At 55.0% G+C, this 19,726-nt stretch carries 19 protein-coding genes; 6 read left to right on the forward strand and 13 right to left on the reverse strand.

Going from position 1 to position 19,726, the window contains the following annotated elements; genetic code table 11:
• Window positions 1-67: 67 nt before the first annotated feature.
• Together ACN0XZ_RS12900 and ACN0XZ_RS12905 are read right to left on the reverse strand one after the other, a co-directional pair.
• Window positions 68-493 (reverse strand): organic hydroperoxide resistance protein, encoded by a 426-nt coding sequence (locus ACN0XZ_RS12900; protein WP_417458187.1) that lies wholly within the window; start codon window positions 491-493, stop codon window positions 68-70.
• A 211-nt stretch (window positions 494-704) separates the two neighbouring features.
• Window positions 705-1,172 (reverse strand): MarR family winged helix-turn-helix transcriptional regulator, encoded by a 468-nt coding sequence (locus ACN0XZ_RS12905; protein WP_417458384.1) that lies wholly within the window; start codon window positions 1,170-1,172, stop codon window positions 705-707.
• 189 nt (window positions 1,173-1,361) lie between these two features.
• Between ACN0XZ_RS12905 and ACN0XZ_RS12910 the strand changes: the two genes are divergently transcribed.
• Window positions 1,362-2,789, forward strand: coding sequence for a KAP family P-loop NTPase fold protein (locus tag ACN0XZ_RS12910; protein WP_417458188.1), 1,428 nt, complete (start codon window positions 1,362-1,364; stop codon window positions 2,787-2,789).
• 137 nt (window positions 2,790-2,926) lie between these two features.
• Here ACN0XZ_RS12910 and ACN0XZ_RS12915 read toward each other — a convergent pair whose 3' ends face one another.
• The 4 genes from ACN0XZ_RS12915 to ACN0XZ_RS12930 all read right to left on the reverse strand — a co-directional run bounded on the left by ACN0XZ_RS12915 (window position 2,927) and on the right by ACN0XZ_RS12930 (window position 7,813).
• Window positions 2,927-4,249, reverse strand: a complete 1,323-nt coding sequence (locus tag ACN0XZ_RS12915) for a M20/M25/M40 family metallo-hydrolase (protein WP_417458189.1) — start codon at window positions 4,247-4,249, stop codon at window positions 2,927-2,929.
• Window positions 4,250-4,391: 142 nt separating this feature from the next.
• On the reverse strand, window positions 4,392-5,042 hold the full coding sequence (locus ACN0XZ_RS12920) for a hypothetical protein (protein WP_417458190.1): 651 nt from the start codon (window positions 5,040-5,042) through the stop codon (window positions 4,392-4,394).
• Window positions 5,043-5,059: 17 nt separating this feature from the next.
• Window positions 5,060-7,057: a hypothetical protein gene (locus ACN0XZ_RS12925; protein WP_417458191.1), complete on the reverse strand. Its 1,998-nt coding sequence runs from the start codon at window positions 7,055-7,057 to the stop codon at window positions 5,060-5,062.
• Between the two features lie 150 nt (window positions 7,058-7,207).
• Complete coding sequence (locus tag ACN0XZ_RS12930; protein WP_417458192.1) at window positions 7,208-7,813, reverse strand: peroxiredoxin; 606 nt, start codon at window positions 7,811-7,813, stop codon at window positions 7,208-7,210.
• Between the two features lie 372 nt (window positions 7,814-8,185).
• Here ACN0XZ_RS12930 and ACN0XZ_RS12935 point away from each other — a divergent pair, with 372 nt between their 5' ends.
• Together ACN0XZ_RS12935 and ACN0XZ_RS12940 are read left to right on the forward strand one after the other, a co-directional pair.
• A complete protein-coding gene (locus tag ACN0XZ_RS12935; RefSeq protein WP_417458193.1) occupies window positions 8,186-9,244 on the forward strand; it encodes a helix-turn-helix domain-containing protein in 1,059 nt (352 codons plus the stop codon).
• A 242-nt stretch (window positions 9,245-9,486) separates the two neighbouring features.
• A complete protein-coding gene (locus tag ACN0XZ_RS12940) occupies window positions 9,487-9,978 on the forward strand; it encodes a DUF2147 domain-containing protein (RefSeq protein ID WP_417458194.1) in 492 nt (163 codons plus the stop codon).
• A 78-nt stretch (window positions 9,979-10,056) separates the two neighbouring features.
• On the opposite strand, the gene ACN0XZ_RS12945 is transcribed toward ACN0XZ_RS12940, so the two are convergent.
• The 4 genes from ACN0XZ_RS12945 to ACN0XZ_RS12960 all read right to left on the reverse strand — a co-directional run bounded on the left by ACN0XZ_RS12945 (window position 10,057) and on the right by ACN0XZ_RS12960 (window position 14,771).
• Entirely contained in the window at window positions 10,057-11,475 is a 1,419-nt protein-coding gene (locus ACN0XZ_RS12945; RefSeq protein ID WP_417458195.1) for an amidohydrolase family protein, read from the reverse strand.
• A gap of 167 nt (window positions 11,476-11,642) precedes the next feature.
• On the reverse strand, window positions 11,643-11,861 hold the full coding sequence (locus ACN0XZ_RS12950) for a DUF4287 domain-containing protein (RefSeq protein WP_417458196.1): 219 nt from the start codon (window positions 11,859-11,861) through the stop codon (window positions 11,643-11,645).
• Window positions 11,862-12,004: 143 nt separating this feature from the next.
• Window positions 12,005-12,982, reverse strand: coding sequence for a TraB/GumN family protein (locus tag ACN0XZ_RS12955; RefSeq protein WP_417458197.1), 978 nt, complete (start codon window positions 12,980-12,982; stop codon window positions 12,005-12,007).
• Window positions 12,983-13,076: 94 nt separating this feature from the next.
• Window positions 13,077-14,771, reverse strand: a complete 1,695-nt coding sequence (locus ACN0XZ_RS12960; RefSeq protein WP_417458198.1) for a hypothetical protein — start codon at window positions 14,769-14,771, stop codon at window positions 13,077-13,079.
• A gap of 245 nt (window positions 14,772-15,016) precedes the next feature.
• Here ACN0XZ_RS12960 and ACN0XZ_RS12965 point away from each other — a divergent pair, with 245 nt between their 5' ends.
• A complete protein-coding gene (locus ACN0XZ_RS12965; RefSeq protein ID WP_417458199.1) occupies window positions 15,017-15,496 on the forward strand; it encodes an Lrp/AsnC family transcriptional regulator in 480 nt (159 codons plus the stop codon).
• Between the two features lie 39 nt (window positions 15,497-15,535).
• Here ACN0XZ_RS12965 and ACN0XZ_RS12970 read toward each other — a convergent pair whose 3' ends face one another.
• The 3 genes from ACN0XZ_RS12970 to greA form a co-directional block, all read right to left on the reverse strand.
• Window positions 15,536-16,216 carry a class I SAM-dependent methyltransferase gene (locus ACN0XZ_RS12970; protein WP_417458200.1) on the reverse strand — a complete coding sequence of 227 codons (681 nt, stop codon included), beginning with the start codon at window positions 16,214-16,216 and terminating at the stop codon, window positions 15,536-15,538.
• Entirely contained in the window at window positions 16,213-16,707 is a 495-nt protein-coding gene (locus ACN0XZ_RS12975) for an Rrf2 family transcriptional regulator (RefSeq protein ID WP_417458201.1), read from the reverse strand. Before ACN0XZ_RS12975 ends, ACN0XZ_RS12970 begins: the two co-directional genes overlap by 4 nt.
• Before the next feature lie 124 nt (window positions 16,708-16,831).
• Window positions 16,832-17,305 (reverse strand): transcription elongation factor GreA, encoded by a 474-nt coding sequence (greA, locus tag ACN0XZ_RS12980; protein ID WP_417458202.1) that lies wholly within the window; start codon window positions 17,303-17,305, stop codon window positions 16,832-16,834.
• Window positions 17,306-17,572: 267 nt separating this feature from the next.
• Between greA and ACN0XZ_RS12985 the strand changes: the two genes are divergently transcribed.
• Window positions 17,573-18,661 carry a calcium-binding protein gene (locus ACN0XZ_RS12985; RefSeq protein ID WP_417458203.1) on the forward strand — a complete coding sequence of 363 codons (1,089 nt, stop codon included), beginning with the start codon at window positions 17,573-17,575 and terminating at the stop codon, window positions 18,659-18,661.
• A 295-nt stretch (window positions 18,662-18,956) separates the two neighbouring features.
• A complete protein-coding gene (locus ACN0XZ_RS12990) occupies window positions 18,957-19,685 on the forward strand; it encodes a hypothetical protein (protein ID WP_417458204.1) in 729 nt (242 codons plus the stop codon).
• Window positions 19,686-19,726 lie beyond the last annotated feature (41 nt).

The following is a 19,726-nucleotide window of genomic DNA, read 5'->3' on the forward strand; positions in this document are numbered from 1 at the left end:
CTGTGGCTAAAAGTGCGGCGCAGGTGTGGCGGTTTTTCGTCGTAATTTGGGTGTGCGCCGCCACACTTTATAGAATGTTGAGGGTCACCTCGATATTGCCGCGCGTGGCGTTTGAATACGGGCAAACCTGATGCGCCGCCGCCACCAGTTTTTCAGCCGCTTCACGGTCAAGGCCCGGCAGGTTGATATTCAGCTCAACCTCAATGCCAAACCCGTTCGGGATCGGGCCAATGCCAACGCTTGAGTTGATGGAAACATCCACTGGCACCTTGATGCCGGTTTTGCCGCCCACAGCTTTCATCGCGCCGATGAAACAGGCCGCATAGCCCGCCGCAAAAAGCTGCTCAGGGTTGGTGCCGTCACCGCCTGCGCCGCCAAGGCCCTTGGGGGTTGAAAGTTTCACATCCAGCACGCCGTCATCGGTTTTGGCGGTGCCTTCGCGGCCGCCGGTTGCGGTTGCATGGGCGGTATAGAGGGTTTTTTCGAGTTTCATAGTTTAGTCTCCTTTGGGGTTTAGGGTTTAGTTTGTTCGGGTCTCAGGGTTGATACTCATTCATTCGTTAACAATTAAATCGTGCACTATTTATATGGCAAAACCATGATAGGGGGAGAGCGCTGGGGCCGAGAGGTGAAACTACCTCGCTTGATGCCTCGCTTCTGACCTCAGCCGCTGCCCTCAGGCTGTTGCTTTCAGGCCACCGCGCTTATCCGGTTGCTGCTATCAGGTCTGTCCTCAGTTCTTTCAAGCGGTCGCGCAGCGCGACCAGCTCATCTGGCGTGCAGCCAGACGCCTGAAACGCCGCCACCGGCGCCGCGCCCGCCTGGGCTTCAAGCTCAACACCTTGTTTCGTTAGCGAAACAATCACCTGCCGCTCGTCATCTTCCGCGCGTTTGCGGCTGATAAGGCCCTGGCCTTCCATGCGTTTCAGCAAGGGGGTGAGCGTTGCGCTATCAAGGAAAAGCTTGTCGCCAATCTCGCTCACACGCTGGCCGTCCCGCTCCCACAGCACCATCATCACCAGATACTGCGGGTAGGTAAGCCCAAGCGTATCAAGCGCGGGCCGATAAGCCTTCTTGAGCGCGCTGGCCGCCGAATAAAGCGCAAAACAAAGCTGGTCATCCAGCTTTAAAGACAGCTTCACATCATCCGCCATGTCCTGCTCCTTATCCATCATCTGGCACACGCCAATTCATTAACATGTATCCTATATAATCGTGCACGATTTAATTTCAAGGGGAGGATGAATAAAAAAAGTTGAGAGGAGACTAAATTTGAGCCGGGAGAATCTGTTTCGGCAATGCGGGGGATAGCGTTACACTAGTAGTGTAGCGGGTACACAGAAATGCAGATGGGGGTACAGATGCTAAATAAGTACGAAGCAGAATTAATCGACAAGGATGACCCTTGGGCCAGAGATAAATTAAAGCGCCAAGCTGTTGCGCAGTATTTAACCCCATTGATCGCGAGTGTCCGACAGCCGTTTGTGATTAGCCTTCATTCACCATACGGCACGGGCAAAAGCTTCTTTTTCGAGTGTTGGAAAGCTGACCTCGAAAATCAGGGCTACAAGGTTGTGCTATTTGACGCTTGGAAAACTGATTTTTCGGATGACCCGCTTTCTGCCTTCATTTCCTCAATAAAAAAACAACTATCCAATGGCGATAGCAAAACAGAGAAAAAATTTGATGAACTAGCGAGACGCACAGGCGGTTTTCTAAGATCAAAATTTTTGCCACTTGTGTTGAAAAGCGCGAGCCGAAAGTTGATTGGCGATGAGGGAATAGAGGAATTTCTCGAAGACATTGGTGCGAACCCTGATGAGGTATCAGACATGTTGGGTTCAGTGGCGCTGGAAGCTCTGGCGACACAAGAAATGGCAGAAGATTCCATGCGGGATTTCAGGGAATTTTTGTCCGAAACTGTTAATGAGATAGTCGCGGACGCAAAATCGGAAGATCATCAAAAGCTTATCATCTTAGTTGACGAGTTAGACCGCTGCAAACCAAGCTACGCCATTGAAGTGCTGGAAAGCATAAAACATCTCTTTGCCGTTCAGGGCACGGTGTTTGTGCTTGCGTTTGATGAAACGCAGATAAGGGAAACTATTGCGCAAAGCTACGGGCTTCATACAAGTGGGGAAGGGTACCTACGTAAATTCATCGATTGGCAGTTTAAGTTACCTGAACCCGAAGTGAAAAGGTATGGCCTTTTTCTAGGCGAGAGATTGTTTGCAGACACGCAAAGTGAGGCTAAAAAGTCAACGCAGGCGGACTATTTGCGAGATGGTGTATCGTTGATTGCTGAGACGCACAACATGACGTGTCGACAATTGGAGCACGCATTGTTGCATGCAAATATTGTTTTTAGAACGCACCCAGATCTTGACAATATTCACTTACTCGTCGTGGGTATTGTAACCGCTCTCTATGTTATTGATCGTGAGCGAGCGCATGCCGTGGTTGAAAATTTTCAAGAGGCGCTCGCCTTAAGAGACAAGCTAGAGAAGGGGATTACCGAAGATAGCACTAAGGCTAGATTTGGAACCGCCATTTCAGCGGGTCTTATTCTTGCTTATTTTATGACGGAAGACATCTATCAAGCTATGAAAGTTGGTGATGAATTCGAGAAACAAGACAAGATATTGCAGGCATATGAAACCGATAGAATTCTAAAATTATATAGAGAGCTGTCGATGGAGTTTTACCGCGCCCAAGATAGCCTTGCTAGTATATGCTTAGGTTATGTCTCTGGTGTTGAAAAAGTCCACGCGCTGGCCCGTAAGATGTAAGCCCTATCATTGAATTAGGGTGATAGGTAAATTCACAATCCAAGGGTTTGGTTTAACAACTTCATCGACTACGAGGTTTAAGAAGGACTAGGTTTTCTATTGCGAGCGTTAGGTTTCCACGCAAATTTCCTCCCCTATCACTCCTCGCGCATCAGGCGATAAAGCAGAATTGCGGCGCGGGTGGTGGCGAACTGCTGGCGCGAAAGGTCCAGCCATTCATCGGGTGTGTGGCCTGCACCGCCAAAGGCACCAAGGCCGTCCATGGAAGGGGTGTGGGGGGCTACAAAGCTCACGTCCGCCGCACCACGCTTTTCGGGTGGGTAGGCAGTGATGGGCCCCGCGCCCAGGGCAATATTCACATCGCTCATCACGCCCAGCATGCGGGTGTTCTCGGGTCCCTCCTGCATGGCGGGGTAGCTGTCCTCAAACGTGATGGTGGCGCCGGTGCCGGGCAGGTGGTCGGCCACAATTTCGCGCATTTTGGCGCGGGCGCGTTCTTTCTGCTCTTCGCTCATGAACCTCAGGCCCCCGTGCACCACGGCCTTTTGCGCCACCACATTGGTTTTGCCAAAAGCGGTTTGGGTGGAATCGTTCTCCCCCTCGGTGATGAAAGTACCGCCTGCCAGCACGCCGGGGTTGAAGGTCAGGCCATGCTCACCGCGCACTTCACCATAGAACCGGTGCAGGATGCGAGACATCTCAAACACCGCGCCTGCGCCTACTTCGTCACTGAACACACCGCTTGAATGCGCGCGTTTGCCGGTTGTCTCAAGCGACCAGTTGGAAGAGCCACGCCGCCCGATCACGGCCATGCCATCTGAGCCGCCCTCAAAATTGAGCGCGAAGTCTGATGCCTTGCCTGCCTCAATGAGGTCCTTACGGGAAATGGATAGCGGTTTGCCGGTCGATTCCTCATCGCCGGTGAAAATCACGCGGTAGCTGCCGGTGTCCAGATGTCCGGTGGCTTTAAGCGCCTTGAGCGCATAAAGCACGATCACATCGCCCGCTTTCATGTCTACAACGCCGGGGCCTTTCACCCGGTCGCCGTCACGCTCAAATTTCTGGAACGGGCTGTCTTTCGGGAACACAGTATCCAGATGGCCGATGAGCAGCACGGATTTGCCGTCGCCCGCCTTATAGCTCGCGTCAAAATGACCGGCACGGTCCATCTCCGCGGGCATATCAATCCAGCGGGTATCAAAGCCCAGCGCCTTGAACTCAGCATCAAACGCGCGGCCAACTGCCCGCACGCCTTCAAGGTTGCGGGTGCCGCTGTTGATGTTGGTGATTTTTTCAAGGAAGTTGATCTGGGCTTCATAGTCAGCCGCCACGGCCGCCGCGATGGCTTGTTCCTCCGCGCTCAGGGTGGTCTGCGCGAAGGCAGGGATGGCTGCGGTGAGCGTGAGCGCGCTTGCGGCAATGCTGGCCCTGAAGGTGGCTTTGAGTGTTGTTATGGTCATCTGGTCCCCCCGACTGTTTTTTGCTGGATGCTTGCGCGTGAGGCTAGCCGTATTGTGCTTTAAAAAAAAGCCCCGGATTTCTCCGGGGCTTCTGGTGGGGCCGGTGGGCTACGGGGGAAAGCCGGGAACCGGCGCTGCTGGATCAGCGGCTTTTGGGGGCCGGGGTGAACCAGTATTGGTTGGCGTCCTCGCCGGGGGTTATAAGCTCCTGCGTGGGGCCGCCGGGCGCTTTGGTGAAAATGAACGAAGCTGTTTGCCCGTCACACCACCAGGCAAGGCTTTCTTCCCATGAGGGCCAGTAACGCTCTTCCTTGCTTTTGGTGCCGAGCGGCATGGGTTTGCTCACCTGCCGGATGCCATAGTGAACGGCACCGTCTGTGCCCAGTTCATCAAACGGCGCTTCGGTGCGGGGTGGCCAGTTGAAAAGCGCGTGCGCTGTGGCTTCCGCCTGTTTCACCACGGTGACCTCGCTGCTGACCGGGATGGCGGTGGTGGAGATCGAGAGCACATATTTGCTGCTGGCGGTGACGATATGATCCATATCCACCATATAACCGCCGCGCACGGTATCGAACTGGCCTTCTTCCTGCGCGAAGATGCGAAAATAGCTGACCGCGGACGCGCTTGGCTTGAACGATTTGTTGAGCACAGACGTGAGCCAGCTCATATGGCTGTTGACGGCCATCTTTTCCTGCACCGTTGAGGGGGTTGAACCCTTGTCGGTCGGCGATGTCATCAGCAAGGCGCCGAGGTCCGCGTACGGTGGGGTTTGGGTGGTTCTTGTAACGCTCATGATCTATCTCCCCACATTTAATTTTGCCACATGAAGCAGCCGGGTATGCCAAAGGACAGAAACGGTACGACAGTGCCAGGGTATGGGTCTTGTACATATCCGTTCTGCCAGAGCCAGCCAATGCCGCCGCCTCCGTTCAGGAACCACCAAATCCAGTCGCCTGAGAAGACAAGTGGGGCCAAGCCATTGGCGGCGTTGAAGCCGGGCGGTATGCCGTTGGCCGGGTCTACATAGTCGGTGAAGACATGGTTATACTCGGCGTAATAATTGTCCGCGTTGATGTCGCGGTTGTTGTCCGCCAGGATCACTTCGCCGATGGGGTAGAGGCGCGTGTTGTTGAAGATGGTTACCCCTTCAAAGTTGTTCACGCCGCCATGCTGGTCAACAAAGCCGAGGGACTGTTGCGCCGGCAAAGTATTCGGCATCAGGAAATTCCTGGTATACGGCATATGAAGCGCGCCCTTGATTGCGCCAACCATGGGCGGATAAGGGGCGATGTCCGCACGGCGAGGCTGCGGGTAATCCGTTGCGTAGCCCAGGAGGTTGCCCATGCCGTAGTTAACCACAAAGGGTGCAAGGCCAAGGATTTCATTGAGCAGCACAAAGGCGACCGCGAGGTTGTGGCACTCAGCCCAGGCTTCGGTTGCGGGCAGGTGGCCCGGCGGTGCCGCGCCAGCGAGAGGCTTCATTGACATCCAGAGATAGGTATGAAGGGGTGGCTGTGTGCCGCCGACCGTATTGTTGAGGCCGGTCTGATTGACGGCTGTTTGCCAGCGGTAGCCGAGCGCGAAGCTGACCCCGATATCCTTGAGGAAAAGGAAGCTTGCGTCTACGCAGTCTTCCGCGGTGGCGTAGGTAAAGCCGGGCACGCCTGCGATGCCGCCCGTGCTGCCGTCGCGCACCGCCTGGATGGCAAGCTCAAGCCGCGCGGGCGTGACCGACTGAAGCGGCCCGCCAAGGGCAAAATTATTTGGCCCCGGTGACACCACTGTACCGGCGGGTGCACCGAAGGTGAGGTACACCCGGCTGACGGCGGCGATATTGTCCGTCATCGCAGGGGCGTTTGAGTTCACCGTGATGCTAAGCCCGAGGTCTGCAACGCCGATCTCAGTCGGGAAGTTGGCGCCCCCTGTGAAGGTGAGCGTGAAATCCTGCGTGGCACCGTTTGCGATGACCGCAGGCGCCCCCGGCAGCATGCCGTTTTGATTGAGCGCAATATTAAAGGGCCCCGGGCCATAATTGGCACCGTTGATTTGACCCGGGGTGCCGGTCAACTGCCCGGCGAAGCTGGCGACGGTAACATTACCGCCAACAGCGCCCACCCTGCACACAACGGTAAGCGTTGGTGCTGTGTTCTGTGTTTGTGAAAAAGGCTCTGGTCCGCCACCACGTGCTACGTCCCATTCCTGTGCATTATAGGCAGCGACGCTGTTATCAAGCACTGTAGCGACATTTCTGCCATCTGAGCGGGCATAGGTGTTGGCACCATTTTGCACCAGAAGTTTTGCGCCAAGTGCGTTGGCATGACGGCTTGTGAACTGGACCGAACGGATCGCAATCGTCGCCGTGCCAACCACAGGTGGCGGGGAAGGCGGCCCCGGTGGCGGCGCCGGTTGCGGGCTATACTGAGACGCCGCCACCATCTTCATGATGCTGTCTTCAAGGCTGCCGAGCAGCTTGTTCTGGCCGAGCGCCACGGTTGGCTCGATCGTGCGGTCGGTGTTGAGCTGGCCCATGCGCGAAAGCGTAATGTTTGATGACATCATCAGGTTTATGTCAGGCTGGATTGGCTCACGTGTCATGCGCAGGAGCGCGTCAGCGTCCTCCTGGCTTTGGGACGCTTGCGTGGTGAGCAGAAGCTGTTTGTAGGCGGTCAGGTCGCGGGTTTTTTCCTGCACATCAAAAGGCGCTCTCGGGTTCGAGAAATCCTTCCGCGACATCAGGGACTGAATGACCGGGTTCAGGTTTTTCAGAACCGAAGCAATGGCCTCGTTAAACTGGCTGTTGAGTGGCATGGGCGATCCCTCGAGCACATCTGGAAACAAAGTCTTGATGGTGAGACGGGGAAGGCCGGGCTTTGTGAGGAAGATTTTGAGCGGGCAAAAAAGAAAAGCCCCGGGCGCATGGCCCGAGGCTTTCCGGATGAAGCTTTAAAGCTTTATGGCTTAGAGGTCGCCAGCGTGCTTGCCGAGGTAAGCGGCAACGCCAGCAGCGTCGGCTTTCATGCCTTCGTCGCCTTTGTTCCAGCCAGCAGGGCAAACTTCGCCGTGCTCTTCATGGAACTGAAGGGCTTCAACAAGACGTACAAACTCGTCAACGTTACGGCCAAGCGGCAGGTTGTTGACTGTCTGGTGCCATACGATGCCGTCTTTACCAACGAGGAAGGTACCACGAAGGGCAACACCGTCTTCTTCGATCAGCACGTCATAGTCGCGGGCGATCTGTTTGGTGATGTCTGCAACCATCGGGAAATCAACCGGGCCGAGGCCGCCTTCTGATGTTGGCGTGTTGCGCCATGCAGCGTGGCTGAACTGGCTGTCAACAGATACAGCAACAACTTTAACGCCAAGCTCTTTGAACTTTTTCATGCGGTTGTGGAACGCGAGGATCTCGCTTGGGCATACAAAAGTGAAGTCGAGCGGGTAGAAGAACAGCAGACCATAGTCGCCATCGAGGTATTCTTTGAAGTTAAAGTTTTCGTTGATGCTGCCATCTTCCATAACGGCAACAGCGGAAAAATCTGGAGCTGGTTTTGCTGCGAGAACGGCCATGCGTTCCTCCTTAATCTTTGGGTGGTCTATAAAGGTTCAAACTGAATAGGCGCGCAACCCTATGGGCAGAAGCCGCAAACAGTTGTCGGCGCCAGCGAGGCTTACTTTATGCTTCTGGCCATCAATTGCAACCGAGCAAGTTCGATTATTGTTATCGAGTGTGTCGATTATTTTAATGTGATGTGAGGTATTGGTTAAATTTATACCGGAGACCAAACCACCTTGCAAGCCTGAAGAAGGCGGTTCTTGCCCGGCTAGGCCATACATTCCTGCATAATGGAACTTTCAGGACAGGGCGTCGCAGCCTCTGGTTTTTTGGTCCGGCACTCCTTATATGGAGAAGAAGACCGGGCTACACGGCGGGGACATGGTTTGGAAACATTTGACAACCTGATGCGATATGGGTCGATCAGCCTTCTGTTTTGGCTGGCCGTGCTTGTATACCGCGATTTCTGCTGCCATGTGCGTGGCAAGCTGGGGGTGGCTTTGGCTCTCAGCGAAATCGCCTATCTTGTCAGCACAAAGGTTGACCCCATCGTTGGTGGCTTTTCATTTGGCGCACTGCTCATCCCGCTTTGTTTTCCGGGTACCGCTTTTGCGTGGCTCTTCTGCCTGTCGCAGTTTGACGATCATTTCTCCATGAAACCCTGGCACTGGGCGGTGCTGGCGGCACAGTTTGTGGTGGGTCTTGTTACCACAGCTAGCCTCATGGCGGGGTATGCGGAGATTACAACGGTAGGGTTCGCCGCTTCAAAGCTGATCACACTTGCCACGCTTTTCCATCTGGTGTTGATCACCTGGCAGGGCCGGCAGGATGACCTGATGGAAAGCCGCTGTGTGTTCAGACGCATGTTTGTGTCTGGCGTGGTTGTGCTTTCTGTCGCGATCCTGATTGCAGAAACCTTCCTTGTGAACCGGGGCTTTGACGAGTATCTGCTGGTAGTGCAATCCAGCTCATTTTTCATCATGACCTTCTTCGTGCTGTGGCGCATATCGGGCCCGGACGGTATTGACCTGTTTGTCTTTAGCGATGCAAAAGCCAGCGAGCCGCACACCGTTGTGCCGGTGGAAGACAAACACGACCTTGATGCCCTCAAACGCGTGATCAAGGATAAGGCTTTCCTGGAGCAAGGCTTGACCATTGCGGGCCTCGCGGATCAGCTCCGCATGCCGGAACACCGCTTGCGGCGGCTCATTAACCAGCAGCTTGGTTTCCGTAACTTCTCGGATTTCCTCAACCATCACCGTGTTTCCGTCGCGCAAGAACGCCTCGCGGACTGCGCAGAGCGCCATGTACCGGTGCTGACTATTGCGATGGATTTGGGCTACGGCTCGCTTGGGCCCTTCAACAGGGCGTTCAAGGAACGCACAGGCCTGACCCCGTCTGAATATCGCAGGCAACTGCTGAGCGATTTGGAACTCGCGTCCTAAACCAGCCCAAGTCTATTCCAGGCGTATTCCGGGCGCGTTTCCGGCTCGCTGATCCTTTCAAAAGCTTGCTGATTTCTGAAAAGACTATCCGATTTCGAAATCGGCAAGTCAGAACCCCGCGCATCTCCTACATAAAGGCCATGAAGCGTCGGCACCCCAGTCGCCAGAACCGATGCTCATACGGACGCTCAACCTTGGCCAGCAGGCTACCGGCTTGAGTTATGAACGCGAGGAGCAGACACATGACACGCATTTTTGCGCAAGCAAATCATTCGACCAAATTTCTGAACAAATTCTCCCTGGGCCTGGCAACGGCTTTTCTTGGGGTAACGCTTATGGTGGGGTCACCCGCCTTGAGTGCTGGCCCGGGTGACGCTGAGGCTCCCAGCCCCACCGGGTTCTGGCAAACTTCCGGTGGGGAAAAAATGATCGAGGTTGCGCCATGCAGCGCAAAAACCTCGAAGCTCTGCGGCACTATCGTCTGGTCTGAGGATCGGGACGAGGTGGACGCGGTGGTGCTCAAGCGCTTCCATGAAGTGAGCGGTATCTGGGCGGGCGGCAAAGTATATACACCAGGCAAACACCGTGGTGAAGATGGCCGTCTGGCGCTTCTTGAAGCCAATAAACTTGAAGTGAGCGAATGCAAGCGCGGGCTTTGCACCCAGAATGTGTGGGAGCGGGTGAGCGCGTCGGACGTTGCGGCACGCCGTGACAAGCTCACCGCACAGAACTAAACCCCGTCACAAGGTGTTATAAAGAAAGGCCCGGCGATAGTGCCGGGCCTTTGCTTTTCTGGGGACGCTGTTATGCCCTCAGGGCTTCGTATCCGGTGCCTTCTGGTTGCTGACAAGGGGCGCGAGCGGCAGGGCATCAATGTCCACAACCTGACCATCCTTGATCACCGTGTTGATGGTGCGGTAGTTGGCGGCGGCGTCCAGCGGGTTTTTATCAAGGATAACGATATCCGCTATCTTGCCTGGCTCAAGACTGCCAAGGTCACTATCAAGCTTATAGGCCTTCGCGGTGTTCAGCGTTGCGCTCCGCAGGATCTCTAACGGTGCCATGCCAAGCTCTTCAAGGGCGGTGAAAGCGTTGAAATGCCCTTCGCCAAGCTCGGTGCGCATATCCACTTTTGGCTGTTTGCTCTCCGCCATCATAAGCGGGCTTTTCACGCCTGCGTCGGTGGAGAGAAGAATGCTCACCCCCGCTTTGATCATATTGGCGATGTTCTTGCGGCCAATGCCTTGGTAGGTGGCCATCACCTGGTTTGGGTCTTGCTCAATATAGGCATCAAGGCGGCGCTGGGTGATGGGCACGATGGAGCATGGGATACTGTGCTCAACCATCTTGGCAAGTGTTGCCTCAGGGATGGTTTTCACCGGCCCGGTGATGTCACAGTGGGTGAGGATATCAACGCCCGCGTCAATTGCCATATCAAGGCTTTCGATAGAGGTTGTATGCACCTGTACGGTTTTGTCTGCCGCGTGGCCCGCCGCGACAATTTCTTTTTGTACGCGCGGGGAGAAGGTGATGAACTCCATCGCCACATGGCCACTGGCACCATATTTCAGGAAGTCCATATCCTTGGCGGCATAGGTGTCTACCTTCTCACGTACCTCTTCAGGGCCCATCCACATCAGGTCGCGGCCGGTGTCCTGCTCCCAATCTGCGTTGAGGCGCGATACCATGGCTTTGCTTACATGAGCAGCGGCAGCCTCGCGGAAGTCTGCGGACAAGGGACCATCAAACCCGATGATGTTGCCTGCAAAATAGACCCGCGCGCCTGCGGCTTCACCAGCGTTTAGCATATCGCGGGCTTTTTTCAGCGCGGGGTAGGGCCCCCATGTATCAAACACCGTTGTTTGCCCGGTTTTGAGCGCCAGTTGCGCCCCCTCAATGATGATATCCTCATACCGGCCCTCATATTTGATCAGGGTTTCAAGGTCGAGGTTCAGGTAAAGGTGCACGTTGGCGTCCATCAGGCCGGGGATGATGAACTTGCCGCTTGCGTCAATGGCTGTTGCGCCTGCCGGGATGGTCACGGATGCACGCGGGCCAGCGGCCTGGATGCGCCCGTCTTTTATCACCACAACGGCGTCCTCAACCGGGCCGGTGCCAGCGCTATCAATGAGCGTGCCGCCGGTGATGATCGTTGTTTCAGCCTGTGCGCCAGCGCCAAAGCCCAGCATGGCAGCAAGGCACAAAGCCGTTAGATGTTTGAAATGTCGCATCAGTCTTCCCCAAAAAAGTGTAGTTCCAAAGCCCAAGTGGGACAGCAGAGCCAGTTGATTGCAACAAATATAGCGGGGCACCGCCCGCAAGAATGTTGCGGTCGGCTGAAATAATACTTTGGTCAGCTATTTTTGGGGTCAGCTATTTGGGGGCAGATGCGTTAGGGCTAGGACCGCTTGCCGTTCAGGTAGGCGTAGATCGCCATGGCATGGCCGTGCCCGAGGTCGTAGTCCTCTTTCAGCCAGGCGACGATCTCACCCGCTTTTACGCCTGCTTTTACCTTGTCGCCTTCGGTTAAGTTTTTGGCGGCGGCTAGTTTCTGGAAATCACTAGGGGAATTGCCGGTCTTTTTCTCAATATTATCCAGATAGCTTTGGAAGCTCATTTTCTATCGTCCTCGTTATCGTTTGAGACAGGAGGAGGTTTCAGCCTCCCGTCGTTTTGTAGTTTTCTCCTATCACGTATATAGGTTGATATCAACCTATATACGTCGAGAGACCTAGCGGGAAATTAAAGGCTTAAAGGTGATTATTGCCTGACGGCGACGAGGCCGAGGTCTGCTAGCTGTTCCTGCAACGAGCCCTCACCGGCCAGATGGCCCGCGCCAACCGCAATGAAGGCTGTGCCTGCGCCGTCCATCAACTTCTTGATGTCTTTGGCCCATTTCTTGTTGCGGTCGTCCAGAAGTAAGGTTTTCAAGCCTGCTTGCCCAACCATGGCGCCGTTCAGTTTTTCACCCAGGGCTTCTACACGGCCCGCCCGCCAGTCTTCGGTGACTTCATCGAGAAGGTCGGGGTCTTCGATCATCTGCCTGAGGCCTGATTCAAAGAAAGCCAGCTCGTCCGCCATGGTCATACCACCAAAGAGGCTGATCTGCTCTTCCATGGTTTCAAAATACCGCAGATCTTTGCCAATAACCTTGGCTTCTCGCCACAGGATCTTGTCAACGCCCGCCTCTGGGTCACCACCACGGGACTGCACCTGAAGCGCGCCAAGCGTTACACCGGCGAGCCAGGGGCGGTAGACAGCAAACTGCTGTTTGATGGTCTCCGGCAGGCCGAGGTTTTTAATGGTGGTGTTGAGGTCAACCGAGCCTTGCGCGCTCAGCCGGGTCAGGAACGAGGTGCCCGTTTGATTGACGCCATATTTGGCGATCAGCGGTTTCATTACCTTCTCGTCCGCTTCAACCACCGGTGCTTCGCTATAGAAGATATCTGCGTGCAGGAAGGCGTTATTGATCGCCTCATTGCGCCATGTGAGATTGGGGTTGAGGATATGCACGGTGCCAAAAAGCCAAATCTCGCTATCCTCATCTGTGAGTTTCCAGAGGCCCGGGTTTGGTGTGACATCATCAGCCCGTGCGTGAGCTGTGCCAACCGTGAGCGCGATGAAACCAAACACAAGTGCCATCAAAGCGGAGAGCATGATGCGTGTGGTGGATATCTGGTTTGTTCGCGCAATGGCCCGCGCTTTTGCGCGCGGCATAAACGGTCGTGCTGTCGTCATTATACATGCATCCTGATGCTGTTTTCTTTCACCATAAGGTGGTGAAAGAACATGGCCAAATCAAGGAAAGGTGATGGTGTGCGGCTTTGGTGGTTTAGCCGATCTGGTCTTTAAGCGCCCGCACACAAGCCATGGCGATCTCCGCCTGCAGGCGGGTTTGTGTCGCGTTGCCGTCTTTGCTGGCATCCACAAGCCGAAGAAGGGCTTGTTCAAGCAGCTCAATGGTGGCGGCGGCTTCCGCATTACCTGCAAGTTTGGGGGCGGAAGGCGCGGGCGAGGCATCATCATCCGTTTGCTGGCCACGGCCATAGCGGGCGATTTCCTCGCTTGGGCTCATGGGGGCGCCCAAGGTCTCCGACACCACATTGCGCACCATGGCGGCTGCCATGCTGGTGATGGCGGATGGCGAGGTGGGTTTTTGTATGGCGCTCGCCTGCTGGACAGGGGGGCTATCAGCATCAGCCGTCTCGTCCGCGCGAGCGCGGCTTTCATCGTTCCAGGCCTTCTCAAGGAGGCGGGCCTGCATCACATCGGGCCGTTCGGCCATGGCGGCACGCACGCGTTTTGGCTGAGGCGCGGGGTCGTCAAGAAACAGCGGGTCGTCATCCTCGGCCGGTGCGTCCAGATGGTCCATGGCGGGTTTTACCGGGGTCAACACGCCCTCATAACCTTCAAATACACCGCCGCAAGGGCTGAACACAGGGCCTGCCTCGAGCGTCCAGTGTTGATGGTTGTGACCAAGGTCAGGTAGATGGATCGGGGCATCATGAATGGTGCTGCGGCGCTGGAACGCACGACTGACGGGATGCCCGAGCTTGGCGTTGAGGCCGAGCAGATCGAGCATGCCCATGCCAAGGGCTGCGTCAACACTACCCAAAAGCTTGCAGCCCTGAGGGGAAACGGCGGTGATAAGGCCATCCCTGTCACTGCGCCACGCCCAGCCGCCAGGGCCAGGGTCTTTCAACTCGCTGGCGCTCTCATCTGGCGCAGGGTCTTTGGCTGCGGCTTGCTGTGGTTGCGGGTCGGTTGTTGTGTCCTCTGTGCTCTGTTCTGGCAGGTCCGGGCTGCTATCGGGCGCGTCAGATGCCTCGGGCTCATCATTTGCGGCTTCCACCATTCGGGTGGGGGAGGTGGTGCTTGATTGGGTCACCCGTTCCGCGATCAGGTCTTCATCGGTGCGCAAAATCCTGAGGCTTGCCGTTTTTTCGGGCCTTAGCGCAGTTACCGTTGCGCCAAGCGAAGTATCGTCATGCTGCGCGCCAAGGTCGTCGCGCCAAAGCGCAAGGGTTGACCGACTATCAAACGGCGGGGCGGCAGGGGCCGCGCGGGCAAGGGCTATCCACACATTGGCGGAAAGGTCGCTGCGGGTCGCAAGCGCCTGATGGTGCTCACGTCCGGTTTCGCGGATCAGATCAATGATATCATCTTCGTCAAACGGAGCTTTATGCAGCAGCGCTTCGCAGAGGCTCGCCCTGTCACGGCAGATGCGTAAAACAAGATCCATCGGCGGTGTTGTCTGGCTCGCGAGAAGGTCGCTCACGGTGCGGCGGCTTTCGCTATCTACATGCGGGAGAAGCGCTTCAATCACGTCGAGAAGCTGGCTGCGCGTGGGTTCGCGCATCGGGGCTTTGCCGGTAAGGAAAAGGTCGACAAGGTTGCGGAACAAAGTCGTGCGGTCTTCGCCATCGCGCTCCCGCGCGTAGGCAACCAACTCCCTGATACGACTGTCCAGCGCGTTCATGTCAAACGCTGACGCTTTACCCACTTTTGCACCCACTTCAACTGTCACACATCACAACTCTTGCCGGTGATGCGGTGGCCGTCCCGCCTGGATTTTTACCAGTGAATTTTATTTTAAGTGGGGTGAAAGATAGCTCCCGAATCACCCTGCGCGCTTATACTACTCAATTTGAATCGCGATACCAGCAATGATTAAAGTTAGAAATATAATTGTTTGAATTTGGAACTTTATTTCCGAAACACCCTTCTGTAGTATGCATTTCGGGCGGGGAGTTTTTTCAAGGAGTTATTCTGATGGGGCGTGTCAAACTTGATGCCGTCGACCGCAAAATTCTGTCGTGCCTTCAGGCTGAAGGGCGCATTACCAACGTGGAACTTGCGGAACGTGTTGGCATAACAGCACCGCCATGCCTCAGACGTGTACGCGCGCTTGAGGAAGAAGGATATATCAAAGGCTATCACGCAGACCTGGATCAGGAAGCGCTAGGTTATGGCCTGACGGTATTCGCCATGGTGGGGCTTCATAGCCAGGCCGAACACGACTTGCAGAAATTTGAGCAGCAATGCCACAATTGGCCGATGGTGCGTGAATGTTTCATGCTGAACGGCGAGATTGATTTCATCCTGAAAATTGTTGCGCGTGATTTGGCGGCCTTCCAGCATTTCCTGACGGGCGAGTTGACGCCTTCACCCAATGTGGCCAGCGTGAAAACCTCACTTACCATCCGTACCAGCAAACACACCCCCGGTGTGCCGCTGCCGGAAGTTTCCTGATTATACGACTGCGTCTACAGGCTGGGATGCTCGCGAAAATCACGCATAAGCTACCCAGCCACGGAACGTGAACCCCGTATAGAAAATCTCAACACCTGAAAAACCGGCCTCCCGAAGAAGTTTTTCGTCTTCCTCGGGGCTTAGGAGATTGAGATGAGCTTCGATGGCGGAGCGCATATGTTCGACCTTCTCTGCCTCAGCTCCTGAGCCAAGTGCAAACGCTGCATAGCGGGCGAGCCAACGGCCGCGGGTATCACCCTGTGGGAAGCTCGAGTGCGCGGCGATGAATGGGGCGCCCGGTTTCAGCCGTCGCCGGATTTCTCGCAGGGTATGCAGGCGTTCAGGGGTGGAGAGAAAGTGAAGCACAAGCATGCATGTTGCGGCGTCAAAAGGTCCGTCGGGCGCGGTGTCAATATAGCCTTCGATTAACTTAGCGCGCGGTGCATGCTCACCAAGCACCTCATTCGCGAGCGTGAGCATTTGCGGGGCCGGGTCAATGCCCGTGAAGGCCCAGGCTGGATGCGTGTCAGCGAAGGCTTTCATCTCCATACCGCCACCAGCGCCAACAACAAGAAGATGGGCATCGGTTGGCACTTGCTCGGCCAACAGGATGCACGACATTTTATGCAGCCCGGCAAGGCCAGGTATAAAGCGGGGTGGTCCCTCGACATATTTGGAAATGGCTTCCGGGTCAGAAAAGTGTGCGAGAAGATCACTCATGACAAAGGCTCCGATTGGTTTGGGGCTCGTGTGTTCTGCGCCGGTCCACCATGATGATGGCGGTGATGGTTCTTGAAGCGCGTGTGAAAATCCGCGCTCAGGCTCGCGAGGGTTACCTCGCCAAACCGGTGCAGGATCAGGGTCTCAGCCTCCTCAAATGTGTCGCCGAGTGCTGCGTTCACTGCTTGCTCTACTAGGCAGTTGGGGTTCTCGGAACGGTTGCCCATAGCGAGCAAGGCCGGGCTGCCGAGCGCTGCGTATATGTCGCGCAAGGTGATATCCTCAAGCGGGCGACATATGACCCACCCGCCACCGTGCCCTTTTTCTGACGCCACATAACCTGCGCGCCTGAGGCCCGCCATAATACGCCGTATCACAACTGGGTTAGTGCACATGGCTTTCGCAAGTGCCTCAGATGTGGTGGGGCCATCGTGTTCTGCCATATGGAGGAGCACGTGAAGAATGCCGGATAGTTTGCTGTCTCTTTTCATGTAACTTTATATGTTACGTAAAGGGTGGCATGTCAAGGTATGCTGGTAAGGCGCGCAATAAAAAAGCCCGCTCAGGCAGAGCGGGCTTTTTGCATTCATGGCTTACAGGGGCCTATATGAGTGCTTATTTGAATTCGAGCTTGAGGATTTCGTAGTAGCGCTCACCGCCCGGTGTTTTTACCTCAACCTCAGCGCCCACATTGCGGCCAATAAGCGCACGTGCGATCGGAGATTGATAGGAGATTTTACCTTTTTTGACGTCGCCTTCATCGGCGCCCACAATCTGGTAAACAACCTCATCATCGTCTTCATCGATGAGGGTCACGGTTGCGCCAAACACAACACGGTCACCCGAAAGAGACGCGGGGTCGATCACCTGGGCGCGGGAAAGCTTGCCTTCAAGCTCCATAATGCGGCCTTCAATGTGACCCTGCCGTTCTTTCGCCGCGTGATATTCAGCGTTCTCGGAAAGGTCACCGTGTGCACGCGCTTCTTCAATAGCGCTCACCACAGCAGGGCGTTCGACAGATTTCAGATTCTTGAGTTCTGCAGCCAGACGGTCATAACCGTCCTGAAGCATGGGGACTTTTTCGTTCATGTATCCCGTCCATTTTCATTCTTATTGAGCGCGTGCATCTCATGGGCCGCGCTTATACAAAACAGGAGCGCCGACCCAGAGGGCCGGCGCACCTAGAACTTACTTACCTGCGAATTTCATTTTTTTCAAGCCTGATTCGTTCTGAAGCCCGGGAACCATAGCCCATTTGGGTCATGTGAGCTTTTCCTCGCGGGCGTAAATCACGCTTCAGGAACGGCGATCCGGGGGCGGAAAACGTCAATCGACAGTTTGAATGGAGCAAGGCCAATGTCTGACGATGTATTATGCGAGCTTAAAATTTCGGATTTTAAGGGGGTGTTTGATTTAGCGTACCAGATTATCGGATCGCATGAGTTTTCATGGGACGAACTTCTGGGGCGTCTTCTCACGTTCCCGCTTGATGATGCGACCAAAGAAACGCTTACCGAGAGCATTGAAACTATTAAGGCAAACCCTGAGCTTATCGACCTCAGTAAAGAGAAGGTGGATGAGTATTTTGCCGAGTACGGCGATATCACATTGTGCGAACTGTCTGAGAATATCGGCGGTGATGCTGGTGGCGATACAGGTGGTGATACGGGCGGCACAGATGGTGGTGTTGGTCCGGATGTGAGCCCGTTGGTTCCGGGCAACCCCTTGTTCGACGCCATTCAAAAGGGTGCAAACGGTAACGACAAACTGTTTGGCGACGCGATCAACGACCGTATTCAAGGGTTGGCGGGTGACGATACCATCGCGGGTGGCGCGGGTTCAGATGTGCTCTTCGGCAAATTGGGCAACGATATACTCTATGCAGACGACTTTGAAAGCGCCCTCGCACCCCTCGCAGACGTCCTGAATAAACTGTGGGGCGGCGCAGGCAATGACTCGCTCTACGGCGGTGGGTCATCCGATGTACTCGGCGGTGGGTCTGGCGATGATTATGTAGAAGGTGGTGCTGGGGACGATACCCTGTTCGCGCGCGATGGTAACGATGAGCTGGATGGTGGCTCAGGTGATGACCTGATGTTTGCAGGTGACGGTGATGATTTCCTGGAGGCACGTGATGGTGACGATACCCTGTGGGGTGGTGCTGGCGATGACAATATGGATGGGGGCGCCGGTGCTGATACATTCGGTTTCAGCGGAAATTCGGGCGATGATGAGGTCTGGAGCTTCAATGTAGACGAAGACAGTCTCGACCTTTCCGGTACAGTTTATGACTTTCAGGATATCCATGATGTGGCCTTACACGCCAGCTCGTTTACCAACGCGCAGAATGTATCGGGTGTAATGATTGACTTAGGCGGCGGCAACAGTGTCTGGCTGGCCCAGGTTGATTATGGCGATGTCGCAAGTTTGAATATCGTATTCTAGCGGTTGCTCGCTATGGCCAGAGAGAAACACCGCCATACTATGTGGCGGTGTTTTTTTTATGCACCAGCGGCTGAGGCCGCGTTGATGCTTTGGCCGGTTTTTTTATGATCTGATGGATGGTGGCTGAAAACACTATGCAGCTGTGAGGCTTCACGGATGATCAGGAGGGAAACTTCTCGGTGAGAGCAAGAATACACGTATAAATTGATCATTGTAAGTGAATCGGCTACACTAACAAAGTGAAGTAGTCCTTAGTCGTTTTTACTCCCCGCTAATAGTCATGGAAGGATATCCGATGCAAACTCGCAACAATCTCTCAGCCCTCATCGTTGGTGTGCTAATGATTTCAGGCGGGTCTGGTGTGGTCGCAATAGAGGCGGGCCGTACGGCTGTGCAGGTGGAATATTCAAATGCAATGGAGCAGCACATTGGCTCCCTGACACGCAGGGAGCAGAAATGGATCAAGTCATCCTGCGCTCAAAAGCGTGACCCCAGAGGTTGTTTGCTAAACTATGATGAATTTGGCGATATGGGTGATTTTGCGTTCGATGAATTTCTCAGCACTTTAGTCACACAGGGATATTTAACCCGCACGGGTGTGGCGCTCGATGGTCATGTGCAGGTTAAGATCAAACATGTTAAGATCAGCGACAGCCCTTATGTGGTGTTCCGAGGTCCACGAAATAACGTGACTGGTTCGAATGGGGCGAAGGGTGCCGTGGTTGGTAACAGCGGTAGCGGTGTAATGCGCGCCGGGCGCGATTCCGTCAAGCTTGAGGTTAGCCGGGTCAATGCTTCCGGTGAAGTTGTTAAAACCACCGATATCACGGCAGATCTTTGGGACCTGTATGGTGAAGACTATGCGCGTTACGGTTTTGCACTCTATAACCGCCATGAGGTTGAAAAAATATACGGGGAGCGTTCGTTTATGACACCATTGATGGCGGCGGCAGCGTTCAAGGTGGTGGAATGGCTTAGCGACGATGCAGCTACAGCCGAGAATGGCAGCGCGTCAAACTCCTGAACCTAGACAATCAGCTATAAAAAAAGCCTGCCAGTTTGGCA

The organism is Kordiimonas sp. (assembly GCF_048264555.1).
Taxonomy (GTDB): domain Bacteria; phylum Pseudomonadota; class Alphaproteobacteria; order Sphingomonadales; family Kordiimonadaceae; genus Kordiimonas.